This is a genomic window from Kitasatospora sp. NPDC029367, assembly GCF_055569135.1.
Genome location: NZ_JBVHYH010000002.1, coordinates 153,304 through 174,957, shown reverse-complemented (window position 1 = coordinate 174,957; position 21,654 = coordinate 153,304). Strand labels below are relative to the sequence as shown.

The 21,654-nt window shown below is 74.2% G+C and carries 17 protein-coding genes and 3 tRNA genes; 2 read left to right on the top strand and 18 right to left on the bottom strand.

Annotated features, from left to right (window positions below):
* Positions 1–193: 193 nt before the first annotated feature.
* The 8 genes from ACZ4W5_RS02985 to ACZ4W5_RS02950 form a co-directional block, all read right to left on the bottom strand.
* The gene (locus tag ACZ4W5_RS02985) at positions 194–2,791 is read right to left on the bottom strand and encodes a ComEC/Rec2 family competence protein (protein ID WP_465652396.1); all 2,598 of its coding nucleotides are present in this window, start codon (positions 2,789–2,791) and stop codon (positions 194–196) included.
* An 82-nt stretch (positions 2,792–2,873) separates the two neighbouring features.
* Positions 2,874–3,815: a ComEA family DNA-binding protein gene (locus tag ACZ4W5_RS02980; RefSeq protein WP_360228829.1), complete on the bottom strand. Its 942-nt coding sequence runs from the start codon at positions 3,813–3,815 to the stop codon at positions 2,874–2,876.
* Between the two features lie 186 nt (positions 3,816–4,001).
* The gene (locus ACZ4W5_RS02975; RefSeq protein ID WP_465652393.1) at positions 4,002–4,847 is read right to left on the bottom strand and encodes a DegV family protein; all 846 of its coding nucleotides are present in this window, start codon (positions 4,845–4,847) and stop codon (positions 4,002–4,004) included.
* Positions 4,848–4,928: 81 nt separating this feature from the next.
* Complete coding sequence (locus ACZ4W5_RS02970) at positions 4,929–5,747, bottom strand: hypothetical protein (RefSeq protein WP_360228835.1); 819 nt, start codon at positions 5,745–5,747, stop codon at positions 4,929–4,931.
* A gap of 326 nt (positions 5,748–6,073) precedes the next feature.
* Positions 6,074–8,983, bottom strand: a complete 2,910-nt coding sequence (gene leuS / locus ACZ4W5_RS02965; protein WP_465652391.1) for a leucine--tRNA ligase — start codon at positions 8,981–8,983, stop codon at positions 6,074–6,076.
* A gap of 281 nt (positions 8,984–9,264) precedes the next feature.
* On the bottom strand, positions 9,265–10,626 hold the full coding sequence (locus ACZ4W5_RS02960; RefSeq protein ID WP_465652389.1) for a hypothetical protein: 1,362 nt from the start codon (positions 10,624–10,626) through the stop codon (positions 9,265–9,267).
* 97 nt (positions 10,627–10,723) lie between these two features.
* Positions 10,724–10,796: transfer RNA gene (locus tag ACZ4W5_RS02955), tRNA-Ala, on the bottom strand.
* A gap of 242 nt (positions 10,797–11,038) precedes the next feature.
* On the bottom strand, positions 11,039–12,478 hold the full coding sequence (locus ACZ4W5_RS02950) for an MFS transporter (protein ID WP_465652387.1): 1,440 nt from the start codon (positions 12,476–12,478) through the stop codon (positions 11,039–11,041).
* Between the two features lie 103 nt (positions 12,479–12,581).
* Between ACZ4W5_RS02950 and ACZ4W5_RS02945 the strand changes: the two genes are divergently transcribed.
* Positions 12,582–13,481: a helix-turn-helix transcriptional regulator gene (locus ACZ4W5_RS02945; protein ID WP_465652385.1), complete on the top strand. Its 900-nt coding sequence runs from the start codon at positions 12,582–12,584 to the stop codon at positions 13,479–13,481.
* A 73-nt stretch (positions 13,482–13,554) separates the two neighbouring features.
* Here the strand turns inward: ACZ4W5_RS02945 and ACZ4W5_RS02940 are convergent.
* The 8 genes from ACZ4W5_RS02940 to ACZ4W5_RS02905 all read right to left on the bottom strand — a co-directional run bounded on the left by ACZ4W5_RS02940 (position 13,555) and on the right by ACZ4W5_RS02905 (position 18,316).
* A tRNA-Ala gene (locus ACZ4W5_RS02940) sits at positions 13,555–13,627 on the bottom strand.
* A 55-nt stretch (positions 13,628–13,682) separates the two neighbouring features.
* Positions 13,683–13,755 (bottom strand) — tRNA-Ala (locus tag ACZ4W5_RS02935).
* Positions 13,756–13,943: 188 nt separating this feature from the next.
* A complete protein-coding gene (locus tag ACZ4W5_RS02930) occupies positions 13,944–14,591 on the bottom strand; it encodes a histidine phosphatase family protein (RefSeq protein ID WP_360228988.1) in 648 nt (215 codons plus the stop codon).
* Positions 14,588–15,046, bottom strand: a complete 459-nt coding sequence (rsfS, locus tag ACZ4W5_RS02925; protein ID WP_350505427.1) for a ribosome silencing factor — start codon at positions 15,044–15,046, stop codon at positions 14,588–14,590. The genes ACZ4W5_RS02930 and rsfS overlap by 4 nt, the downstream gene beginning before the upstream one ends.
* A gap of 138 nt (positions 15,047–15,184) precedes the next feature.
* Positions 15,185–17,089: a LytR C-terminal domain-containing protein gene (locus ACZ4W5_RS02920; protein WP_465652383.1), complete on the bottom strand. Its 1,905-nt coding sequence runs from the start codon at positions 17,087–17,089 to the stop codon at positions 15,185–15,187.
* Positions 17,090–17,102: 13 nt separating this feature from the next.
* Entirely contained in the window at positions 17,103–17,735 is a 633-nt protein-coding gene (nadD, locus tag ACZ4W5_RS02915) for a nicotinate-nucleotide adenylyltransferase (protein WP_360228853.1), read from the bottom strand.
* A gap of 124 nt (positions 17,736–17,859) precedes the next feature.
* Positions 17,860–18,015, bottom strand: coding sequence for a hypothetical protein (locus tag ACZ4W5_RS02910; protein WP_350525618.1), 156 nt, complete (start codon positions 18,013–18,015; stop codon positions 17,860–17,862).
* A gap of 154 nt (positions 18,016–18,169) precedes the next feature.
* Entirely contained in the window at positions 18,170–18,316 is a 147-nt protein-coding gene (locus ACZ4W5_RS02905) for a hypothetical protein (protein ID WP_360228856.1), read from the bottom strand.
* Between the two features lie 306 nt (positions 18,317–18,622).
* Here ACZ4W5_RS02905 and ACZ4W5_RS02900 point away from each other — a divergent pair, with 306 nt between their 5' ends.
* A complete protein-coding gene (locus ACZ4W5_RS02900; protein ID WP_465652380.1) occupies positions 18,623–19,711 on the top strand; it encodes a M48 family metallopeptidase in 1,089 nt (362 codons plus the stop codon).
* 152 nt (positions 19,712–19,863) lie between these two features.
* Here the strand turns inward: ACZ4W5_RS02900 and ACZ4W5_RS02895 are convergent, their stop codons facing one another.
* A complete protein-coding gene (locus ACZ4W5_RS02895) occupies positions 19,864–20,925 on the bottom strand; it encodes an SCO2583 family membrane protein (protein ID WP_465652378.1) in 1,062 nt (353 codons plus the stop codon).
* 115 nt (positions 20,926–21,040) lie between these two features.
* Complete coding sequence (locus tag ACZ4W5_RS02890) at positions 21,041–21,616, bottom strand: SCO2584 family spore wall biosynthesis protein (RefSeq protein ID WP_360228864.1); 576 nt, start codon at positions 21,614–21,616, stop codon at positions 21,041–21,043.
* Positions 21,617–21,654: the final 38 nt, after the last annotated feature.

Below are 21,654 nucleotides of genomic sequence, written 5' to 3'. Positions count from 1 at the left end.
CCCCCCCCCCCCCCCCCCCCCACCCCCCCCACCCCCCCCCCCCCCTCCCCCCCCCCCCCCCCCCCCCCCCCCCCCGCCGCAATCCCTTTCCCCGGGGCCCCCGCCCCCGCCCCCCTCCCACCCTCCTCCCTCCACCTCCCCCACCCCTACCCCCTGCCCACCCCACCTCGTGGAGGGAAGAAGGAGAGCGGGGTCACGGGGGCGGGGCGCGGGGCCCACGGGTGGAGTGCCCCGGGGCGGCATGCCCGGCGCGGGTGCCGTGGGCAGGCTGGGGGTGGACGGCGACAGCGAGGGTGGCCGGGGAGTCGCCGGTCACGGCGACGTCCCCCACCCGGTCCGTACGCAACACCGTGGCGCCCAACGCACGCAGGTGATCGACCGTACGGGGCGACGGATGCCCGTACGGGTTGCCCTCGCCGCAGGAGATCAGGGCGAGTCGGGGCCGCAGGGCACCGGTCAGGTCCCAGTCCTGGTGGGCCGAGCCGTGGTGCGCCACCTTCAGAACGTCCACTCTTCCGAGGCGCCCCAACAGGGCCGACTGGGCGGGTGGTTCGAGGTCGCCGAGCAGCGCCATCCGCAGACCGCCGACCGACGACACCAGCAGTGCCACGCTCGCGTTGTTCGCACCCGGCGCGTCGAAGGCCGCCCCGGGAACGGGCGACACCACCTCCCAGGACAACTCCGCACCGGCCGAGCGCCGTTCACCCCGGCCCGCGCGCAGCAGTGGCACACCGGCCCCCGCCGCCCATGCCCTCACCCGGGCCGCTTCTCCCGGCGGGTCGTCCAGGACCGTGCCCTCGACCGCACCCACCTGGCGCCCCCGCAACACCCCGGGCACACCCTCGACATGGTCCGCGTGGAAGTGCGTCAGGAGCAGCAGCGGCACGGTCGTGATGCCGAGCTCACGCAGGCACCGGTCGGCGGCGTCCGGGTCCGGCCCGGTGTCGATCACCACCGCGCTGTCCGCCACACCGGTCGCAAGGGCCAACATGTCTCCCTGCCCGACATCGCACATCGCCAGCCGCCACCCGGGCGGCGGCCAGCCCGTGGCGATCCGGGCCAGCTGCGGCGGGCGCAGCAGCACCCCCAACAGCACCACCAGCAGGACACCCGTCACCAACGCCCGGGCCCAGCGGCGACGGACACCCGTGCGACGGCCGGGCTCCGCCCGACGGGGCAGCAGCAGCGGCGCCGCCCAGCAGGCCGCCAAGGTCGCCAGGGCGACCGTCACCACCCCGAACCAGCCTCCGGGCCAGGACAGTTGCCCACCGGGCAGTTCGGCCCCGCGCCGACCGACGAAGGCCAGCCAGCTCGCCGGAACCCCGGCCGGCTCGGCCAGCAGCCGGGCCAGGGACGGGAAGAACGGCTGCAGCACGAGCACCCCGAAGCCGAGCAGCGTCGCCGGGGCCACCGCCAGCTCGGCCAGCAGGTTGCACGGCACCGCGACCAGGCTGATGTGCCCGGACAGCACCACCGTCACCGGCGCGCACAGCGCCTGCGCCGCCGCCGTCGCCGCCAGCGCGCCCGCCAGGTGGTGCGGCCAGCGCCGGGCCCGCAGGGACTCGGCCCAGTGCGGCCCCAGCACGAGCAGCCCGGCGGTGGCGAGCACCGACAGCAGGAAGCCGAAGGAACGCGCCAGGTACGGGTCCAGCAGTACCAGGACCAGGACGGACCCGGCGAGCGCCGGTACGGCCTGGCGGGGCCGGCCGGTGGCCAGGGCCAGCATGCCGATCAGTCCCGTGCCCGCCGCCCGCAGCACGCTGGGTTCGGGACGGCAGACCGTCACGAACGCCAGGGTCAGCGCCGTACCGGCCAGGGCACTGGTGCGCAGCGACAGCCCCGACAGCGCGGCCAGTCCGCGCCGCTCCGCTGTGCCTGCCTGCGCCGGTGCGCCCAGCAGCACGCCGAGGACGATCGCCAGGTTGGCCCCGCTGACGGCCACCAGGTGCACCAGGTCGGTGGCACGGAAGGCATCCACCAGGTCGTCGGGCAGTCGCGAGGTGTCGCCGACGACCAGCCCGGGGAGCAGCCCGCGCGCGTCCGGCGGGAGCCCGTCGCTGGCCGTGCGCAGTCCTTCGCGCAGCCGCCCGGCGATCCGCTGCGGCAGGCTCGGCGGTGCGAGCTGCCGGGGCGGGCCATGGACGAGCAGCAGCGCCGCCGACTCGGTGTCGTAGCCCTCTCCCGCCGGCCGCACCTCGGCCTCGACGGCCAGCCGCTCGGACGGCAGCACCCGCAGCCAGGAGTCGCTCTCCGGCCCGCGGACCATGACCGTCACCGGGGTGTGGGTCCGGGTGGCCCGGCCGTCCGGGAGGACGGTCGTGCGGTCGGCCACGGCGTCGACGGTGAGGAGGGTCTGCCCGCCGGTGGTGCCGCCCCGGGAGGTGTGGACCTTCGGGTCCCCCGCGACGGTCAGCTCCGCCTCGACCGCCGTGGCGGGTGTGCCCGGGGCGCGCGGCGGCGCGTGCTCGGCCGCGCGGGCGAGCTCCGGCAGCGGACCCCGGTGCAGGTCGGCGGTGTGCAGCGGGGTCGCGATCGCGGCCGCCGCACCGGTGAGCAGGACGGCCGCCAGCGCCACCGCTGCCCCGCGCCGGGGCAGCAGGCCCGGCCGGACGAGCAGCAGGACGGCCGCGAGCACGGCGACACCGGCCGACAGCAGGATCAGCGGCTCGGACCCTGGTTCCACGGGCAGGAGCACCGCCGTGACCAGCCAGGCCGAGACGGCAGGCAGCAACAGTCGGAAGTCGGCACCCGAGGAGCGGGTGCGCGGGAGCGGCGCGGTGGTGGCGGACACGGCGGTACCTCCTTTCGGCATCGACGACAGGGCCGGCAGCGAGGCCGGGGAAGGGGAGGGAAGGGAAGGAAACGGAAGAACGTCAGAGTGTGAGGAGCGGACGGAGTTCGGCGAAGGTGCGGGCACCGATTCCGCTGACCTGCCGGAGCTGGTCGACCGAGCGGAACGAACCGTGCGAGGCGCGGTAGGCGAGGATGCGCTGGGCGAGGGTCGGGCCGACGCCCGGGAGGGCGTCGAGCTGTTCGAGGGTGGCGCGGTTGAGACTGACGGGTGGTCGGGGCGTGCCGGCGCCGGGCAGTCCGCCGGCACCCCCGGGAGCGGGGACGGAGACGGGAACGGGCGCCTGCTCACCGACCGTGATCTGTTCACCGTCCATCAGGACGCGGGCCAGGTTGAGGCCCCGGGTGTCCGTCTCCGGCAGCGGACCACCCGCAGCCCGCAGCGCGTCGGCCACCCGCGATCCCCCGGGCAGGGTGTGCAGACCGGGCAGGTGGACCCGGCCGCCGACGTCGATGACGACGGCGGGCTCGGCACCCGGGCCCGCGGAGCCCGTCGGCGGCCCGGCCCCGCTGCCGGGCGGGCCGTCGGTGGCGGGCGGGCCCGACTCCGGCGGCGCCGACGCGGCCGCCAGTGCCGGAACGGCCACCGCCTCCGGCCGGGCCAGCCAGAAGTGCTGCACGGCATAGCCCACCGCGAAGAGGAGCAGGACGGCCAGCCCGGCCACCGCCCGCCGGTCGAGCGCCAGGGCCGAGGCGAACCGCAGCCGCGCCCCGGCGCCCGGCGGATCGGGCAGGTGCACCGGCTCGGGCGGGCCCGCCCCCGGCGGCACTGCGGCGGGCGGTACGGCCGCCACCGGACCGCCCTCCGGCGGCTGACCCGCAGTCGGCTCACAGACCGCCGACTCACGGCCCGCCGGCTCACGAACCACCGGCTCGTCATTCGTCGGTAGCAGCGCCGCCATCCGCAGCCGTACCGTCTCGTCGATTGCTTGGCGCTTCGCCGCGCCCAGGCCCAAGGTCGTCATGGCGAGGACGCTAGGAGCACTTCGCGGAACGTGCGGAAATTTCCGAAAGCCTGTGGAAAACCCGGGGGTTGTGGACAAAAAGTGTCACTCACACGAGTGGCAGCGCTATCACGCGATTGACCCGCCCCCGACCCCGGCCCACCCTCGCCCCCAGCCCGAGCCGCCCCGCCCTCCCCCACCCCCGCCTCAGCGCGGCGCGACCACCACCGCCAGCAGCCCCGGCCCGACGTGCGCGCCGATCACCGCCCCGACCTCGCCCACGTACAGCTCCCGCAACCCCGGCACCCGCGCCCGCAGCCGCTCCGCGAGCTGCTCGGCCCGCTCCTCGGCGGCCAGGTGGTGGACGGTGATGTCCACCCCGCCCTCCCCCGAACGCTCGACCGCGATCTCCTCCAGCCGCGCGATCGCCCGCGACGCCGTCCGCACCTTCTCCAGCGGCTCGATCCGCCCCCCGGCCAGGTGCAGCAACGGCTTGACCGCCAGAGCCGAACCGAGCAGCGCCCGCGCCGCCCCGATCCGCCCGCCCCGGCGCAGGTGCTCCAGGGTGTCCACGTAGAAGAAGCCGCTGGTCCCGGCCGCCCGCTCGGCCGCCGCCCCGGCCGCCTCCGCGAGGCCCAGCCCGGCCTCGATCGCCTCGGCCGCCGCCAGCACGCCGTACCCGAGGGCCATCCCGACCAGCCGGCTGTCCACCACCCGCACGGGCACCGGCGCCTCGACGGCGGCCAGCCGGGCGGCCTCGACCGTGCCGGACAGTTCGCCGGAGATGTGCACCGACACGATCCCCTGCGCCCCGGCCTCGGCGGCCGCCCGGTAGGTGGCGGCGAAGGTCTCCGGGTTGGGCCGGGAGGTGGTCACCCGCTGCTTGCCGCGCAGCGCCTCGGCGACGTCCTTCGGGGAGATCTCGACGCCCTCGCAGCGGACCTCGTCACCGATCGCGACGCTCAGCGGTACCACCGTGATCCCGTGCCGGTCGAGCGCCGCCTGCGGCAGGTAGGCCGTGGAATCGGTGACAAGTGCGAGGTCGGAGGGCATGAGGCGGAGGTTACTCCCCGTTCGTCCGGGATGACAGCAGCTGTCCGCGCACTCCTGGGCAGGCCCGGCCGCGCGCGGGAATCAGCTCGCGGACGGCCCCGTGGAGGGCCCCGCCGACGGCTTCCGCAGCCGCTGCGCCAGCTTCGCCAGCGGATCGGCCAGCCCGAGGAGGTCCTCGGCGCTGGGCCGTCCCCGGCCGTCCGTCAGCCCGGCCCGGGCCGCACCGGCACCGGCACCGGCTCCCGCACCCCCGCCTGCCCCAGCACCCGCACCCGCACCCGCACCCGCAGCGACACCGGCACCGCCCGCACCGCCAGTACCCGAAGCACCGGAAGCACCGCCCTCCGCCGTGTCCCAGTGCCGCAGCGCCCCCGCCTCGCTCTCGCACTCCTGGCTCAGCCGGCTCAGCTCGTCGTCCGCGAACCGGTGCATCCGGTCCTGGGCCGCCCACCGCATGGTCTCCGCGGCGTGGGTGATCCGCTCCGCGCGCTCCCGCAGTTCCGGCAGCTTGGCCGCGATCCGCGCGGTGTCCGGCTCGCGCTCCAGCACCCGCAGTTCGCCGTCCAGCTCGGCCGCGTGCGCGTCGAGCCGGGTGAGTAGCGCGAGGGACTCACCGAGCTGGCCGTCCTGCTCCAGCCCGCCCTCCAGCACCTGCCGGGTGCCGTCCAGCGAGGTCCGCAGCTTGAGGCGGACGGTGGCGATCTGCGCGGGCGGGCCGACCTTGGTGTACGTCTTCGCCTTGAGGGTGGCGGTCTCGACGGCGCGCCGGGCGTTGGCCTCGTGCTTCTCGACCTTCGCGGCGACGGCCTTGGCCGCCTTGACCGTACCGACCACGGCCAGGACGAGCGTCGCGATCCCGAAGAGCAGGACCAAGCCGATCATCACGCCGAACACGTCCATCGCGCGTCACCTTCCGCCGCCGTTTCGGCCCCCGCCGGGCCCAACGCGGGCCGCACTGCCGTGGGTTCCACCGTAGCGGCCGCACCCGGGCCCGGAAGGCCCGGAACGGGCCCGGCGGACGGAGATCAGGGACAGATCCGGGATCTCCCCGAGGGCCCGGCCCGCACCCCGCCCGCACCCCCGCACCCCTGCACCCCACCTCCACAGAACACCGGGCGGGTGCCCCGAAGGACACCCGCCCGATCAACTCCGACCCTGGACCCGAACCCAATCAGCCCCGAACCCAATCAGTCCCGATCCGGATCAGTTCCGCTCCCGAACCGACCTCAGCCGGTCACGATGTTCACCAGCTTCGGCGCCCGCGCGATCACCTTCCGCACCGCCGCGTCACCGATCGCCGCGACCACCGCCGGGTCCGCCAGCGCCAGTGCCTCCAGCTCCGCGTCCGTGATGCTCGGCGCGACCTCCAGCCGGGCCTTGACCTTGCCCTTGATCTGCACCACGCAGGTCACCGACTCGTCGACCACGTACGCCGGGTCCGCGACCGGGTAGTCGGTGTGCGCCAGCGACTCGCCGTGGCCCAGCCGGCGCCACAGCTCCTCGGCGATGTGCGGGGCCAGCGGCGCGACCATCAGCACCAGCTGCTCGGCCACGGCCCGCGGCGTGGAGCCGCGCTTGACCAGGTAGTTGTTCAGCTCGATCGCCTTGGCGACGGCCGTGTTGAAGCGCAGCCCGGCCATGTCGCCGCGGATGCCGTCGATGGCCTTGTGCAGGGCGCGCAGCGTCGCGTCGTCCGGCTCCTCCTCCGTGACGACCAGCTCGCCGGTGGTCTCGGACACGACGTTGCGCCACAGCCGCTGCAGGAAGCGGTACGAGCCGACGACGGCCCGGGTGTCCCACGGGCGGGAGACGTCCAGCGGGCCCATCGACATCTCGTACAGGCGCAGGGTGTCCGCGCCGTACTCGTCGGCGATCTCGTCCGGGGCGACGGCGTTCTTCAGGGACTTGCCCATCTTGCCGGCCTCGCGCTTGACCGGCTCGCCCTGCCAGAAGTACTTGCCGTCGCGCTCCTCGACCTCGGCGGCGGGCACCGGGAAGCCGCGCTCGTCGCGGTAGACGTCCGCGGTGATCATGCCCTGGTTGAACAGCTTGTGGAACGGCTCGACGGAGGAGACGTGGCCCAGGTCGTGCAGCACCTTGTGCCAGAAGCGGGCGTACAGCAGGTGCAGCACGGCGTGCTCGGCACCGCCGACGTACAGGTCGGCGCCGCCGGCCGGCTTGGCCTCGGTGGGGCCCAGCCAGTAGCGCTCGTTGGCCGGGTCGGCCACCGCGTCGGCGTTGGTCGGGTCAACGTAGCGCAGGTCGTACCAGCAGGAACCCGCCCAGTTGGGCATGGTGTTGGTCTCGCGGCGGTACCTGCGGACGCCGTCGCCCAGGTCCAGCTCGACGTTGACCCAGTCCTCGTTGCGGGACAGCGGGGTCTCCGGCGAGGAGGCGGAGTCGTACGCGTCGTAGGTGCGCGGCGAGTAGTCGTCGACCTCCGGGACCTCGACCGGCAGCATCGACTCGGGCAGCGCGTGCATCACGCCGTCCTCGTCGTAGACGATCGGGAACGGCTCGCCCCAGTACCGCTGGCGGCTGAACAGCCAGTCGCGCAGGCGGTAGTTGACGGTGCCCTCGCCGATGCCGCGCTCGGCCAGCCAGGCGGTGGCGGCGGCCTTGGCGTCGACCACGGTCAGCCCGTCCAGAGACAGGGACGCGGACCCGGACTGCGCCGAATCGCCCTCGGAGCGCACCGAGTTGACGATGACCGAGTCGTAGGTGTCGAAGGCGTCGTCCCACTCCGCCGGGTCCGAGCCACGCCCGTCGGTGGGCTCGACGACGCAGCGCATCGGCAGCCCGAAGGCACGGGCGAAGGCGAAGTCGCGGTGGTCGTGGGCGGGCACGGCCATGATGGCGCCGGTGCCGTAGCCCATCAGCACGTAGTCGGCGATGAACACCGGGACGGACTCGCCGCTGACCGGGTTGACGGCGTAGGCGCCGGTGAAGACACCGGTCTTGACCTTGGCCTCGACCTGGCGCTCGACGTCCGACTTGGCGGCGGCGGCGGCCCGGTAGGCGGCGACGGCCTCGGCGGGGGTGGCGGCGCCACCGGTCCACTCGGCGGGCACGCCCTCCGGCCAGGCAGCGGGGACGATCGAGTCGACCAGGTCGTGCTCGGGCGCCAGCACCATGTAGGTGGCGCCGAACAGGGTGTCGGGCCGGGTGGTGAAGACGGTGATCTTCCCGCCGTCGACCGCGAAGTCGACCCGGGCACCCTCGGAACGGCCGATCCAGTTGCGCTGCTGCAGCTTGATGGCCTCGGGCCAGTCCAGCAGGTCCAGGTCGGCGATCAGGCGGTCGGAGTACGCGGTGATGCGCATCATCCACTGGCGCAGGTTGGACTTGAACACCGGGAAGTTGCCGCGCTCGGAGCGGCCGTCCGCGGTGACCTCCTCGTTGGCCAGCACGGTGCCCAGGCCCGGGCACCAGTTGACCGGCACCTCCTTGGCGTACGCCAGGCGGTACTCGCCCAGCACCTCGTCGCGCTCACCGGCGGACAGTTCGGCCCAGGCGCGACCGCCCGGCACCTCACGCGCGCCGGACTCGAACTGGGCGACCAGCTCGGCGATCGGGCGGGCCTTGCCGGCCGCCTCGTCGTACCAGGAGTTGAAGATCTGCAGGAAGATCCACTGCGTCCAGCGGTAGTAGTCCGGGTCGATCGTGGAGATCGAGCGGCGCGGGTCGTGGCCCAGGCCCAGCCGGCGCAGCTGGTGGCGCATGTTGGCGATGTTGGCCTCGGTGGAGACCCGCGGGTGGGTGCCGGTCTGCACCGCGTACTGCTCGGCGGGCAGGCCGAAGGCGTCGTAGCCCAGCGTGTGCAGCACGTTGTGGCCGGTCATCCGCTGGTAGCGGGCGAAGACGTCGGTGGCGATGTAGCCCAGCGGGTGGCCGACGTGCAGGCCCGCGCCCGAGGGGTACGGGAACATGTCCATGATGAAGCTGTGCGGCTTCGCGGCGACGTCGCCGGCGGCCGGGTCGGCCAGCTCACCGGTGGGGTTGGGGGCGTGGAAGGTGCCCTCCTTCTCCCAGATGTCCTGCCAGCGGGACTCGATCTCCGCCGCCAGCGCGGCGCTGTACCGGAACGGCTCGGTCGCGGTCTCGGCCGCGCCGGACGCAGGGGTCGTCTCGCTCATGGTCCTTCAAGCTCCATCGGTGTCAGTTGGCGAACCGCGACGCGGCCGACCGTGGACCCGTCCCACGACGCGGGCGGGGGCGGAAAACAAAAAATCCCCTCGCAGGAGGGGACGCCACGCCGACTCCGGCACCGCCCGAGGGCGCGGCCGGTCCTGGTCAGCGCGGCCGGCTAAGGAGCAGGCGCACGGTTCGCATGGGCTCAGGGTACCGCAAGCAGGTCAGCGGTCTCCTGGCCGTCCGCGCCGCCCCGCCATCCCGCAGTCCCGCAGTCCCGCACCGCCTACGGCGCAGCCGCCCGCCCCGCCCCGCCGTTCCGCAATCCCGCCGCCCCGCCGTCTCGCTGCCCCACCCCGCCGTCCCGCAGCCCCGCCGCCTCGAAGTCCCGCAGCGCCCTGGCCAGCCGCTCCGACTGCATCCCCGCCGCGAGCGAGCGCGCCAGCCCCGCCGTCCGGGCCGCCTCGCGCTGGTCGCCGAGCCGCCGGTGGGTCTCGGCCAGCCGGACCATCAGCAGCGCCTTGGAACGGGCCCGCCCCGGCCCGAGCCCGGCGACGGCCTCGGCGAGCAGGGCCTTCGCCATCCGGTGCTGACCGAGCGCCAGTCGCCCCTCCCCCACCATCCCGGCGAGGTCGGCCCGGGCCTCCTCGGTGCCGGGGACGCCGTCGAGCTCGGCGAAGGCCCGGGCGGCGGCCTCCTCGGCCCGCTCGACCTCGCCGCGGCGGCCGTGGGCGCGGGCGATCCGGCCGTACTGGCGGGCCCGCCCGGTGGGGCTGAGCGCGGGCCCGTGGGCGTCCAGGGCGGTGCGCAGCGCGGTGACGGCGTCCAGGCCGCGCCCGCCGCTGCCCTGGGTGGCGAGGGCCACCAGCGCGCCGAGCCCGGCGACCCCGAGCCGGACGTCGCCACTGACGTGGGCGGCGCGCAGCGCGGCGACGAAGGCCCGCTGGGCGGCCGCGTCGTGGCCGAGGTCGAATGCGGCCCAGCCGGCCAGCCGGGCCAGCCTGCTGGCGGTGCCGTACAGTTCGCGGCCGAGTCGTTCGTCGTACGCGCCGAGCTCCAACAGCTTGGCCAGCATGGCGAGTTCGGCGCGGGTGGGGCCGAGGACGAGGCCGCCGCCGCAGGAGCGTTCGAGGCGCTGCTTGCTGCGGTAGGAGAGGCCGAGCTCACCGGCCAGGGTGGGGTCCACGCGCAGCGCGCCCTCGCCGCCGCCGACCGGCGGCGGCGGCGAGGAGAGCCGTTCGGCGGCGTGGTCGAGGTCGGCGCCGCGGAACAGGTCGGTGAGCCGGACCGGTCCGGCGTCGGTGGCGGCCTCACGCAGCGCGGTCTGGGCGGTGTCGGCGGTCCACGGGTCGGTGAGCAGCCGGGGCGAGAGGATCTTGGCGCCGCGGTGGCCGCCCATCCGGCCCCAGAGCTGCTCGTAGGTGACGGCTATGCCGAGGGTGCGGCTGAGCACCTCGCAGACCGTCTGGTCGTGCGGGCTGCGCGGCACCATGCCGCGGTCGCGCCACTTGTACGGGGCGGTGGAGCTGATCGCCAGACCCGGCGGGAGGGCGAGGCTCACCTCACGGGCGAGCCGTTCCGGACTCCAGCCGAGCTGGTGCAGTATCCGGGCCAGCTCCTCGTTCCGCCTTCGCTGCAGATCGGCCATGGCACGACGGTAGCGGTCTTTCCCTCCCGCCCGCCGGTGGCATGCACACAACGGCGAAGAGCCGCCCCCCGTAACGGGAGGCGGCTCTCTGTCACTGTGGAGCTATGGGGAATTGAACCCCAGACCTCTTGCATGCCATGCAAGCGCTCTACCAACTGAGCTATAGCCCCTTGACCTGCGATGTCGCCGGGTTTCCCGTCGTTTCCGTCCGGTTTCCCTCGGCGACATCGACTACTTTACACGGTCCTGGGCGTGCTCCTGAAATCCGTTTCCCGAGCCCACCACCGCCGGCCACGGCAGCTGGCACGGCCAACACCGCGCCACCCACGCCACCGCCCGCGCCAGCTACCCCGTCAGCGCACCACCCGCGCCAGCCACCCCGTCAGCGCGCCACCCGCGCCAGCCACCCCCGTCAGCGCACCGCCCGCCGGCTCCACGCCGCGAACCCCGCCCCGACCAGCACCACCGCGCCGTTGACCGCCAGCGTCACCAGCAGCGCGTGCCCCGACTCCCCGGCCGACGCCGGCAGGTCCACCTGCCCGAGGAACACCGAGCCGATCACCGCGACCCCGGTCATCTGCCCGAGCTGCAGGACGGTCACCGTCACCCCGCTGGCGTCGGCCGCGTCCTCCGGTGCCACCCCCGCCAGCGCCCGGGCGAACAGCGGGGCGTAGGCGCAGCCGGCGACCAGGCCGAGCGCGGCCGTCTCCACCAGCACCACCGCCCCGATCCCGTCGCCGCCGCCGAGCAGCACCCCCAGCAGCAGGTAGCCGCCGCCGAGCAGTACCCCGGCGAGCACCGGCAGCGGGCCGTGCAGCCGGCCCGGCAGCCGGTGCCAGCGCAGGCTGGCCAGGCCGAAGCCGACCGCGACGGGCGCCGAGCAGAGCCCGGCCCGCAGCGCGCTGTGGCCGAGGGCCGCCTGCTGGTGGAGGGCGAAGGTGAACATGAAGCCCGCGTAGGCGGCCATGATCGTGAACAGTCCGACGGCGGCGGGGCGCAGCCCGGGGGCGCGCAGCACCCGGCCGGGGATCAGCGGCTGCCCGCCCCGCCGGGCGACCCGGCGCTCGACCGCCACGAACAGGCCGAACAGCAGCGCGCTGCCCGCGATCATCGCCCAGCCCCAGACCGGCCAGCCGAGCTCGTTGCCGAGCACCAGCGGCACCACCAGCAGGGCGAGCGCCGAACCCAGCACCATCAGTCCGGGGACGTCGAAGCCGCGCGAGGCATCACCGGGCAGTCTCGGCAGGAGCCGGGCGCCGGCCACCAGCAGCACCAGCCCGATCGGCACGTTGACCAGGAACACCGGCCGCCACCCGGTGCCGAACAGGTCGGCGCTGACCAGCACCCCGCCGAGCACCTGCCCGAGCGCGACGCCGACGGCCAGCACCGCCGAGTAGAGGCCGATCGCCCGGGTGCGGGCGGCCCCGGTGAAGGTGCGCTGGAGCAGGCTCATCACCTGCGGCACCATCAGGGCCGCGCCCGCGCCCTGGAGCAGCCGGAAGGCGATCAGCGAGCCGGTGGTCGGGGCGAGTCCGCAGGCCAGCGAGGCGAGGGTGAAGGCGGCCAGGCCCAGTTGGAACAGCCGGCCGAAGCCGTACCGGGCGCCGAGGCGGGCGCCGGTGATGAGCAGGACGGCGTAGGCGACGGTGTAGCCGGCGATCACGAACTGCAGGGCGGCGCCGGAGGCGCCCAGGTCGGTCCGGATGGTCGGCACCGCGACGTTGACGATGGAGCTGTCGAGCACGGCCATGCACTGCCCGCTCAGCACGATCGCGAGGAGCGGCCCGGGCCGTGCGGCCGGTGCCCCGGTGGTGCCCGCGGCCGCGCCGGGCCGGGTCTGGAGGTCGGTCATGGCCACCAGCCTGGGGCGGCGCCGGTACTGGTGGTTAGAGCCTGCCGATCCTGGTACTGGCAGCACCTGTATCGCCCGCGCCCGCTGCGGCACGATGGACGGCATGACCGTGCTGGAGGAACTCCCCGCCGCGACCGGCGGCCGTGAACGGCGGCGCACCGAGCTGGCCCGCTTCCTGAAGGCCTGCCGGGCGCGGGTCACCCCGGAGGACGTCGGCCTGCCGCCGGGGCTGCGCCGCCGCACCCCGGGGCTGCGGCGCGAGGAGGTCGCGCAGCTCGCCGGGGTGGGGGTGACCTGGTACACGTGGTTGGAGCAGGGGCGGCCGATCAACGCGAGCGAGCAGGTGCTGCTGGCGGTGGCCCGGGCGCTGCGGCTGGACGGCACCGAGCGCCAGCACCTGTTCCGGCTGGCCGGGGCGACCCCCTCGGCGCTGACCCGCCCGGCCCCGCCGGAGCTGAGCCCGGCGATCCAGGTGATCCTGGACTCACTGGCGCCGCTGCCGGCCGCGGTCTCCAACACCCGGTTCGACGTGCTGAGCTTCAACCGGCCGTACCGCTCGCTGTTCGGCACCGAGCGGATGCGCCCGTCCCACGGGGTGTTCTTCAACAGCCTCTGGTGCATGCTGACCGCGCCGGAGTGCTGCAACCCGTGCGACAACCCGGAGGAGACCCTGCCGCGGATGGTGGCGGTGCTGCGCTCGGCGTACGGCCGGCACGTCGGCGAGCCGGCCTGGGAGGAGCACGTGCGGCAACTGTCGGCCCGCAGCGAGCTGTTCCGGGAGCTGTGGGACCGCCAGGAGGTGTCGCCGCCGAAGACCCTGCTGCGGATCTTCCGCCACCCGGAGCTCGGTGTGATGCGGCTGAACGCCACCTATCTGACGATGCCGGGCGTGCCCGAGTGCTACATCGTCGTGTACGTCCCGGAGGGCCCGGACGACCGCGAGCTGGTGGAGCGGCTCAACTCCCTGCCGCCGGGCGGCTGGCGGCACACCTGCAAGCCCTGAGCGCCGGGGACCACGGAAACCACGGAAACCACGAGAGGCCGCCACCCTCGGGTGACGGCCTCTCGAACTACTGTGGAGCTATGGGGAATTGAACCCCAGACCTCTTGCATGCCATGCAAGCGCTCTACCAACTGAGCTATAGCCCCGCGACACTGGCGACCTGGCTCCGGAACTCCGATGTCCACGACCGCCGATGCGGAGTGGAGCTATGGGGAATTGAACCCCAGACCTCTTGCATGCCATGCAAGCGCTCTACCAACTGAGCTATAGCCCCGCACTCACCGGATCTCCCGCTTCCCTTCCGGGCCGCGTTCCTTCCCTGCGAACGAGGAAGACTCTAGCTGGTCAGGCCCGGAACTGCGAAATCCGCTCCTTCCGGGCCCCCTCGAAGCCTCCGTCACCGGCACTCGCGACGCCCCCGTCACCGGGTGCCTGCCGCCGAGCCCCCGTCGCCGAGTGCCGTCAGGTGTCGTCGCCGATCACCGGCTGCGGGAGCGTGCCCGCGTTGTGCTCCAGCAGCCGCCAACCGCGCGCCCCGCTGCCGAGCACCGACCAGCAGCAGTTGGACAGCCCGCCGAAGCACTCCCACAGGGGAGGCTCCAGGCCCAGCAGCCGCCCGAGCATGGTCCGGATGGTGCCGCCGTGGCTGACCACGACCAGGGTGCCGTTCTCCGGCAGCTTGGCGACCGCCTCCAGCACCACCGGCACCGAGCGGTCGGCGACCTCGGTGGACAGCTCGCCGCCACCGCGGCGCACCGGCTCCCCGGCCGCCCAGGCCGCGTACTCCTCCGGGTGGCGCTCGCGGATCTCGGCGTTGGTCAGGCCCTGCCAGGAGCCCGCGTACGTCTCCCGCAGCCCCTCGTGGTGCTGCACGTCCAGTCCGGTGACCGCGGCCAGCTCGTCGGCGGTGCGCCGGGCGCGCTTGAGGTCCGAGGAGATCAGCAGGTCGGGGCGCAGGCCGGAGAGCAGCCGGGCCGCCCGCTGGGCCTGCAGCACGCCCTGGCCGGTCAGGTCGATGTCCGTGGTGCCCTGGAAGCGCGATTCGAGGTTCCAGGAGGTCTGGCCGTGCCGCCAGAAGACGATGCGCGGGCCGCGCGCGTCCCTACTCAGTGCAGGTCCTCGGGCTTGCCGAAGTCGTCGGCCGGGGCGACGGCGTTGCCGGCGTCGTCGGTGATCGCGTCGGGGCGGTTGCGCGACTCCAGGGCGTCCGCGGGCAGGGGCAGCTCGGGGCAGTCCTTCCAGAGGCGGTCCAGCGAGTAGAAGGAGCGCTCCTCGGAGTGCTGGACGTGCACGACGATGTCCAGGTAGTCGAGCAGGATCCAGCGGCCCTCGCGCTCGCCCTCGCGGCGCACCGGCTTGATGTCCAGCTGCTCGCGCAGCTGGTCCTCGATCTCCTCGGCGATCGAGCGGACCTGGCGGTCGTTGTTCGCGGAGGCGATCAGGAAGGCGTCGGTGATCGACAGCACCTCGCTGACGTCGAAGGCGATGATGTTGTGCGCGAGCTTGTCGGCCGCCGCCTGGGCGGCGACGTTGATGAGCTGCTGGCTGTGGTCGGTGACGGTCACGGTGTTCTTCCGGCTCGGCGGCTTGGGGCGGCCCCCGCACGGCGGCAGGGGTCGCCTTCCAGGATCTCACGCCGTTCCCGCGGCCTCGGAACGCTTTTCCGGGGCCGCGGGGGCGGGCGAGGGGCCGGAGCCGCTCCGCTACGGGGTCTTCGGCGGCTGGTAGTCCTTGCCGAGCACGACCACCAGGTCCGCGTTCTGGGCGTCGCCGACCTTCTTCACCGCCGTGTCCGGCAGCCCCAGGCTGGTCGCCAGGGACTTCGCCGCGCCCTGCCGGGCGTCGTCGGTGTAGCGGATCTCACTGGTGGCCTGCGGCGCGGTCTTGGCGCCGCCCGGGATGAACGTCAGGCCCGAGTTGACGATCTGGACCTGGGCCGCGGCGCCCGCCGCGTCGTTGCCGGAGGCGTCCTGGAGCGAGACCCGGGCGGGGGCGTCGCCGGCCGCCGCGGACTTCACGGTGCCGCCGAGCACGTCCTTGACCTGCTTGCCGGCGGTGGCCTCGTCCAGGGTGCCGTCCGGCTTGACGGTCAGCGCGGTGGTGCCGAAGTGGCCGTCCTTGGCCTGCTGGGAGAGCTGGGCGAGCACGCCGGCCAGGGCGTCCTCGGGCAGCGAGGGGTCGAGCACCGCGTTCATCCGGTGCACGTCGTCCTTGGCGTCCTTGAACTGGGTCGGCATGGTGCGCACCACGGCGTCCATGACCTGGCCGAACCGGGCCAGTTGGGCGTCCCGGTTCTCGCCCGGGCCCTGGAGGGTGGCGTAGGCGACCGCGGCCTTCCCGCTGAGCAGGGTGTTCTTGCCCGCCGCGGAGAGCAGCTTGCCGTCCGGCTTGCCGCCCTCGTGGGTCTCGGCGTTGGTGTCCACCCGGACGCCGCCGAGCTGGGAGACCAGCAGTTCCAGGTACGGGGTGTCCAGCCGCCAGGTGCCGGCCACCGGGGCGCCGAGCACGGTGGACAGGCCGTCGCGGGTCGCCGAGGCGCCGATCGCGTCCATGGCCTGGCCGACCGTGGTCACCGGCGGGTCGCCCGGGCCGGGCAGCCGCAGCACGTCGGGCAGCAGCAGCACCGTGCCCTTGTGCCCGGAGGCGTCGTCGACCAGCAGCGCGCTGGACACCTTGCCCTGGAGGTCGCGCAGGTGGACGACGTTGACCTGCCGCCCGCCCGCCGCGGCGGCCGCGGTCGGCTTGTCCCCGGTGAACCACAGGTAGCCGCCGACGCCGCCGGCCGCGAGCGCCAGCACCACGCCGAGGCCGATCAGCCGGTTCTTGAGCTTGCGGCGGCGCTCGGCGCGCACCTCGCTGCGGGACTCGGCGAACTTCAGCCAGTCGATGACGTCCTCGGACTCCTCCGCCTCCTCGTCGACGAAGGTGAACTCGCCCGTCTGGTAGGAGTCCTTGGGCGCCCGGCTGCCGGCCTTCCCGGGCCGGGCCCCGGCCACCTGCTCGGAGGGCGCTTCCGCCGCGGCCGGGGTGGCCTCCGCGGCCGGCCGGGGGGTCCGGCGGCGCGGCGGCGGTACGACGGCGGGCCCCGCCGGGGCGGACGGCTCCGGGGCGGACGGCTGGGGCACGGTCGGCTGCGGCTCGGCGACCACCGGCGCGGCCTGGTACGGCTGCTGGTACCCCTGCTGCCCCTGGTACCCCTGCTGCTGGTAGCCCCCGTACGGGTCCTGCCCGTACACCGGCTGCCCGTACTGGTCGTACGTCGGCGGCTCGTACTGCTGCGGCTCGTACTGCCGCGGTTCGTACTGCTGCCCGTACCCCTGCTGCTGCGGGAACTGCCCGGTCTGCTGGTAGCCCTGGGCCGCCTGGGCCTGCTGCCCGCCGTACGTGCCCTGCCCGTACACCGGCTGCCCGTACTGGTCGTACTGGTCGTACGCCTGCGGCTCGTACTGCTGGTCGTACTGCTGCCCGTACGCCGGGGGCTGCTGCTGCCCCTGCGGGTGTCCCTGACCCTGGCCCTGCCCCTGGTACGGCTGCTGGTACTGGCCGGTGGACCACTCCTCCGGCTGCTGCCCGCCGTTGCCGCTGCCGTTACCGCTGCGATCGGTCACGCCCGCTCCTGGCTCAGGTCCCGTGCGGCGCGTACAGCGCCCGCTTGTCGATGTAGCGGACCACCCCGTCCGGGACGAGGTACCAGACCGGCTCGCCCTTGGCGACCCGGTTGCGGCAGTCCGTGGAGGAGATGGCCAACGCCGGGACCTCCACCAGGGAGACCCCGCCCACCGGAAGCCCGGCGTCCGACAGAGTGTGCCCCGGACGGGTGCAGCCGATGAAGTGGGCCAGCGAGAAGAGTTCGTCCGAGTCGTGCCAGGACAGGATCTGGGCCAGCGCGTCGGCGCCGGTGATGAAGAAGAGGTCGGCGGCCGGGTGCAGAGCGTGCAGGTCGCGCAGGGTGTCGACGGTGTAGGTCGGGCCCTCGCGGTCGATGTCGATCCGGCTCACCGAGAACTGCGGGTTCTCGGCGGTGGCGATGACCGTCATCAGGTAGCGGTCCTCGGCCGGGGTGACCTGGCGGTCGCTCTTCTGCCAGGGCTCACCGGTCGGGACGAAGATCACCTCGTCCAGGTGGAACGCGCTCGCCACCTCGCTCGCGGCGACCAGGTGGCCGTGGTGGATCGGGTCGAAGGTGCCGCCCATCACTCCGAGGCGCTTCTTCACCGGTTCCGGTCCGCCGGGATTCCCGGCCTGCTCTCCCATGCCGCCACACCTTACGCGACGCCCGTTGCGGTGCGGGAACGCCCGTGTGGGGGTTGCCCGCAGATGCGTGAGGGAGCGGCCGGCGCACTGGCCGGACGCTCCCCGAGCCGTCCCGGGACCGGGCTCAGCGGTCCCGGTTGAAGCGGGTGGTGATGAAGAGCAGGAGCAGCAGGATGAACAGCGCGGCGCCGCCCGTCAGCAGCGGGTTCAGGCTGTCGTGGTTGCCCCCCTCGCCCTCGGCGAGCAGGTTCAGGACGGGGAGTGCGGCAGCAGTGCTCATGGTCGGCGGGACCTTCTCGGCTCGGTGAACGGACCTGGGGGGTGGTTCCGGGCCGGTGAGGGCCCATCCGTCATCGTACGGGGGGTTGCGCGGCAACCGCTCGGCGGCCCACCGCCGCTGACCGGGCGTGAGCGAACCGAGTGGGACGCGGCGGCTACTGGCCCCGGAAGGCGCGGGCCATGATCCAGACCAGCAGTCCGATCCCGACGAAGGAGGCGATCACGATGATCCGCAGGAACAGGCCCGGGCCGGCCTCGTCGGAGATGGGTGTGGCCAGGCTGACCAGCGCTTCGGTGGACATCTGAGGGACTCCTCGAACTGCTCGGTACCGCGGCCGGGTCCGGTCTCGGTTCTCCAGGGCATTCAGGGTAAACCGGCCTCACACCGGCACCGCCCACCGGCCCCCGCGCCGCGCCCGGGCCTCCGCCGGCCGGTCCCCACGCCGCCGCCGACCCCTCCCCCGGCGCCCCTCCGACCGCCCCCGGGGACGAGTACGCAACCGCGGACGTTGCACAGGCAGTCGTTGCAGACGAGTCACTGCAGGCGAAGACCAGCGGGGGGCCGGGCGCTGCACCGGGACCGCCGTCGACCAGGAGGTACGCAGACCATGACCGACACGACCGCGAACGCACCGAGCCGCCGTCGCCAACGCTTCCCCGAGATCTCCACCCGGGCCTGGGAGCACCCCGCCGACCGCTCGGCGCTGGTCGCCCTGCGCCGGCTCTCCGGCTTCGACGACGTCCTCAGGAAGCTCGCCGGGCTGGTCTCCGAGCGCTCGATCCGGCTGATGTTCCTGGCCACCGCCGTGAAGACCTCCGAGCGCCAGTTCCCGGAGCTGTACAGCATGGTCCGCGACGCCGCCTACGTGCTCGACCTGGAGCAGGTCCCGGACCTGTACGTCAGCCAGGACCCGACGGTCAACGCGTTCACCATCGGCATCGACACCCCGATCATCGTGGTCACCAGCGGCCTGGTCGAGCTGCTGGACGAGGAGGAGCTGCGCTCCGTCATCGGCCACGAGGTCGGCCACGCGATGTCCGGCCACGCGGTCTACCGGACGATGCTGATGATCCTCACCAACATCGCCACCCGGATCGCCTGGGTGCCGCTCGGCAACCTGGCGATCATGGCCATCGTCACCGCGCTCAAGGAGTGGTTCCGCAAGGCCGAGCTGTCCAGCGACCGGGCCGGCCTGCTCGCCGGGCAGGACCTCCAGGCGTCCATGCGGGCCCTGATGAAGCTGGCCGGCGGGCACAACCTGGCCGAGATGAACGTCGACGCCTTCCTGGAGCAGGCCGAGGAGTACGAGAAGGCCGGGGACCTGCGCGACGGCGTCCTCAAGCTGCTCCAGCTGCTGCCGCAGACCCACCCGTTCGCGGTGGTCCGGGTCGCCCAGCTCAAGAAGTGGGCGGAGAGCGACGAGTACCGCTCGATCATGGCCGGCGCCTACCCGCGCCGCACCGACGACCGGGACGCCTCGGTCGGCGAGCAGTGGAAGGCCGCCGCCGAGCACTACACGACCTCGGTGAAGGAGAGCAAGGACCCGCTGATGGGCCTGCTGCGGGACGTGGCCGGCGGCGCCGCGACCGTCGGCGGCAAGCTGCGGGACACCTTCACCGGCGGCGGCCGCAACGACTCGGGCCCCCGCAACGGCTCCGGGGAGCACGGCGGCTCCGGGAACCGCACCGACGGCTGACCTCGGCGGGGAGCCTCCCCCGCCGCCCGCTCCGGCACCGCTCCGGCACCCACGGCCGGTGACCCGCCCGGGTCACCGGCCGCGCTGCGTCCGGTACCGCTCAAGCCGTCCAGCCCGCGGCCCCGCTCAAACCGTCCAGCCTGCGCCCCCGCTCAGCTCCCGGCCAGCACCCCGCACACCTGCCAGGCCGGCCGCGCGTGGTTACCCGGGTCGACCGGCGTCGGCGCGGCCACCGCCGTGCCCTGCGCGGTGGCCAGCACCGGCTGCAGGAAGCCCGCCATCGAGGTGGTGCACGGCTCCGGGCCGGCCTGCAGCACCGCGTCCACCAGCCGCAGCTGCGCCTGCCCCAGGTCGACCCGGTCGAGCTGGAAGGTCAGCTCGCGCCGCACGGTCTCCAGGGTGACCGGGGCGCCGGCCGGGGCCCCGGCGGGCTTCAACGCGTAGACGAAGGTGTGGTCGGTGATGATCTGCAGCGTCCCGCCGTCCGACTCGTCGACCCGCATCGCGCCGACCACCTTCACGGTGTCGGAGGCCAGCGCGACCTGCGCCGGGTCGAAGCGGACGATCCAGCCGGTCACCGCGTGGTGCCGGTCGTCCACCGGCTGGGCGACGCTCGCGTCGAACTGGGCCTGCTCACCGGGCGTGACGAAGGCCCGCACGTCCGTGGTGGCGCCCTGGACCAGCGCCGCTGGCGTCAGCGAGGAGGCGACCAGGTAGCGCTGCACGGTGTCGAGGGCCTTGGTCACCTCGACCTTGCTGAAGTGCTCGGTGCCCGCGCCGCTCGGGGTGTTCAGTCCGGCCGCCCCGTCGCCGTACCCGGGCGGCAGCGCGGCGAAGGGGTGCGCCGGGTCGGCGACCGGGCGTACGGCCGAAGCCGGGCTCAACGCGACCAGGCTGACGGTCAGTTGACTGCCCTCCGGCCGGGCCGGGATCCCCTTGGGCGAGTTCACCCCGAAGTACACCGCGGCCCCGAAGGCCAGCAGGATGAGCAGCAGCAGGGCCAGCGCCTGACGCGGCACGCTGCCCAGCGGCCCGAGCCGCACCCGGGCCCGGGTGGCCTTGCCGAAGGAGCCCGCGAGCCGCTCCCGGGCGGACAGTTCCTGGATCCGGGCAGCCCGGACGAACGACTCGTCGAAGACGACGGACCGGAACTCGTCCTCATTGCCGGAACCGCCCTCGGGCGTACCCTCAGGAGGCTCGCGCGGGTCACCCATAGCACCAGGGTAGGCGCACACCGGGCCCGCCACGAGGGCCCCGGCGCAGATTGCCGGGAACGCTCCGTGACCACCGCCCCGGGGCGTGCGCCCCTGGACACTTCCCGGAGCCGCGCTACGGGGTCGACGCCACCAGTGACGGCTCGGCCGGCGCCGACCGGGGGTCCGCGCCCGGGCTGCTGCTGCCGGACTCCGGGCGCCGGGGCGCCCCCGAGGAGCCGCCCACGCCCTGGTAGACCGCCGCGACCGCCACCGCCACCAGGCTCACGCCCATGATCACGGCCAGCACCCAGGCCACCGGCCGGTGCCAGCGCTGCTGGGCCACGTACCGCCCGCGGGCCCGCACCGGGTCGTGGCGCCGACCCCAGCGCCGGCCCTGGCGGCCGGCCGCCCGGCCCGGGCCCGACCAGGGGTCGGGGTAGAGGTGGTCCTCGTCGAGTCCGCTCGGGTACGGGCGCAGCTCCAGCGGCAGCCCGTCCCCGGCCGGCACGTCATAGCTCCAGCCCGGTCCCGCGGAATCCGGCTCGAACCGCGCCTCGGCGGCGGCGAGCTGCCGCTCCTTGGCGGTCGGCTCGTGCACGGCGGCGGACCGGACGAAGGCCTCATCGAAGACCACGGTGGCGAACTCGTCGTCCGCACCACCGTGGTCGGCGCCGTCGGGGTACGGCAAGCCCCCCACATCCTCAGCCACGGATTCAGCGTATTACCGGCCGGGCGATTTGTCTGTGG

Bases quoted from the DNA above. Each gene is read 5' to 3' on its own strand.
- ACZ4W5_RS02900 (WP_465652380.1), top strand. From the start codon at position 18,623: ATGACCGACACGACCGCGAACGCACCGAGCCGCCGTCGCCAACGCTTC.
- ACZ4W5_RS02980 (WP_360228829.1), bottom strand. From the start codon at position 3,815: ATGACGACCTTGGGCCTGGGCGCGGCGAAGCGCCAAGCAATCGACGAG.
- ACZ4W5_RS02910 (WP_350525618.1), bottom strand. From the start codon at position 18,015: ATGAGCACTGCTGCCGCACTCCCCGTCCTGAACCTGCTCGCCGAGGGC.
- ACZ4W5_RS02970 (WP_360228835.1), bottom strand. From the start codon at position 5,747: ATGGACGTGTTCGGCGTGATGATCGGCTTGGTCCTGCTCTTCGGGATC.
- ACZ4W5_RS02950 (WP_465652387.1), bottom strand. From the start codon at position 12,478: ATGACCGACCTCCAGACCCGGCCCGGCGCGGCCGCGGGCACCACCGGG.
- ACZ4W5_RS02945 (WP_465652385.1), top strand. From the start codon at position 12,582: ATGACCGTGCTGGAGGAACTCCCCGCCGCGACCGGCGGCCGTGAACGG.
- ACZ4W5_RS02905 (WP_360228856.1), bottom strand. From the start codon at position 18,316: ATGTCCACCGAAGCGCTGGTCAGCCTGGCCACACCCATCTCCGACGAG.
- leuS (WP_465652391.1), bottom strand. From the start codon at position 8,983: ATGAGCGAGACGACCCCTGCGTCCGGCGCGGCCGAGACCGCGACCGAG.
- ACZ4W5_RS02975 (WP_465652393.1), bottom strand. From the start codon at position 4,847: ATGCCCTCCGACCTCGCACTTGTCACCGATTCCACGGCCTACCTGCCG.
- nadD (WP_360228853.1), bottom strand. From the start codon at position 17,735: ATGGGAGAGCAGGCCGGGAATCCCGGCGGACCGGAACCGGTGAAGAAG.
- ACZ4W5_RS02960 (WP_465652389.1), bottom strand. From the start codon at position 10,626: ATGGCCGATCTGCAGCGAAGGCGGAACGAGGAGCTGGCCCGGATACTG.
- ACZ4W5_RS02895 (WP_465652378.1), bottom strand. From the start codon at position 20,925: ATGGGTGACCCGCGCGAGCCTCCTGAGGGTACGCCCGAGGGCGGTTCC.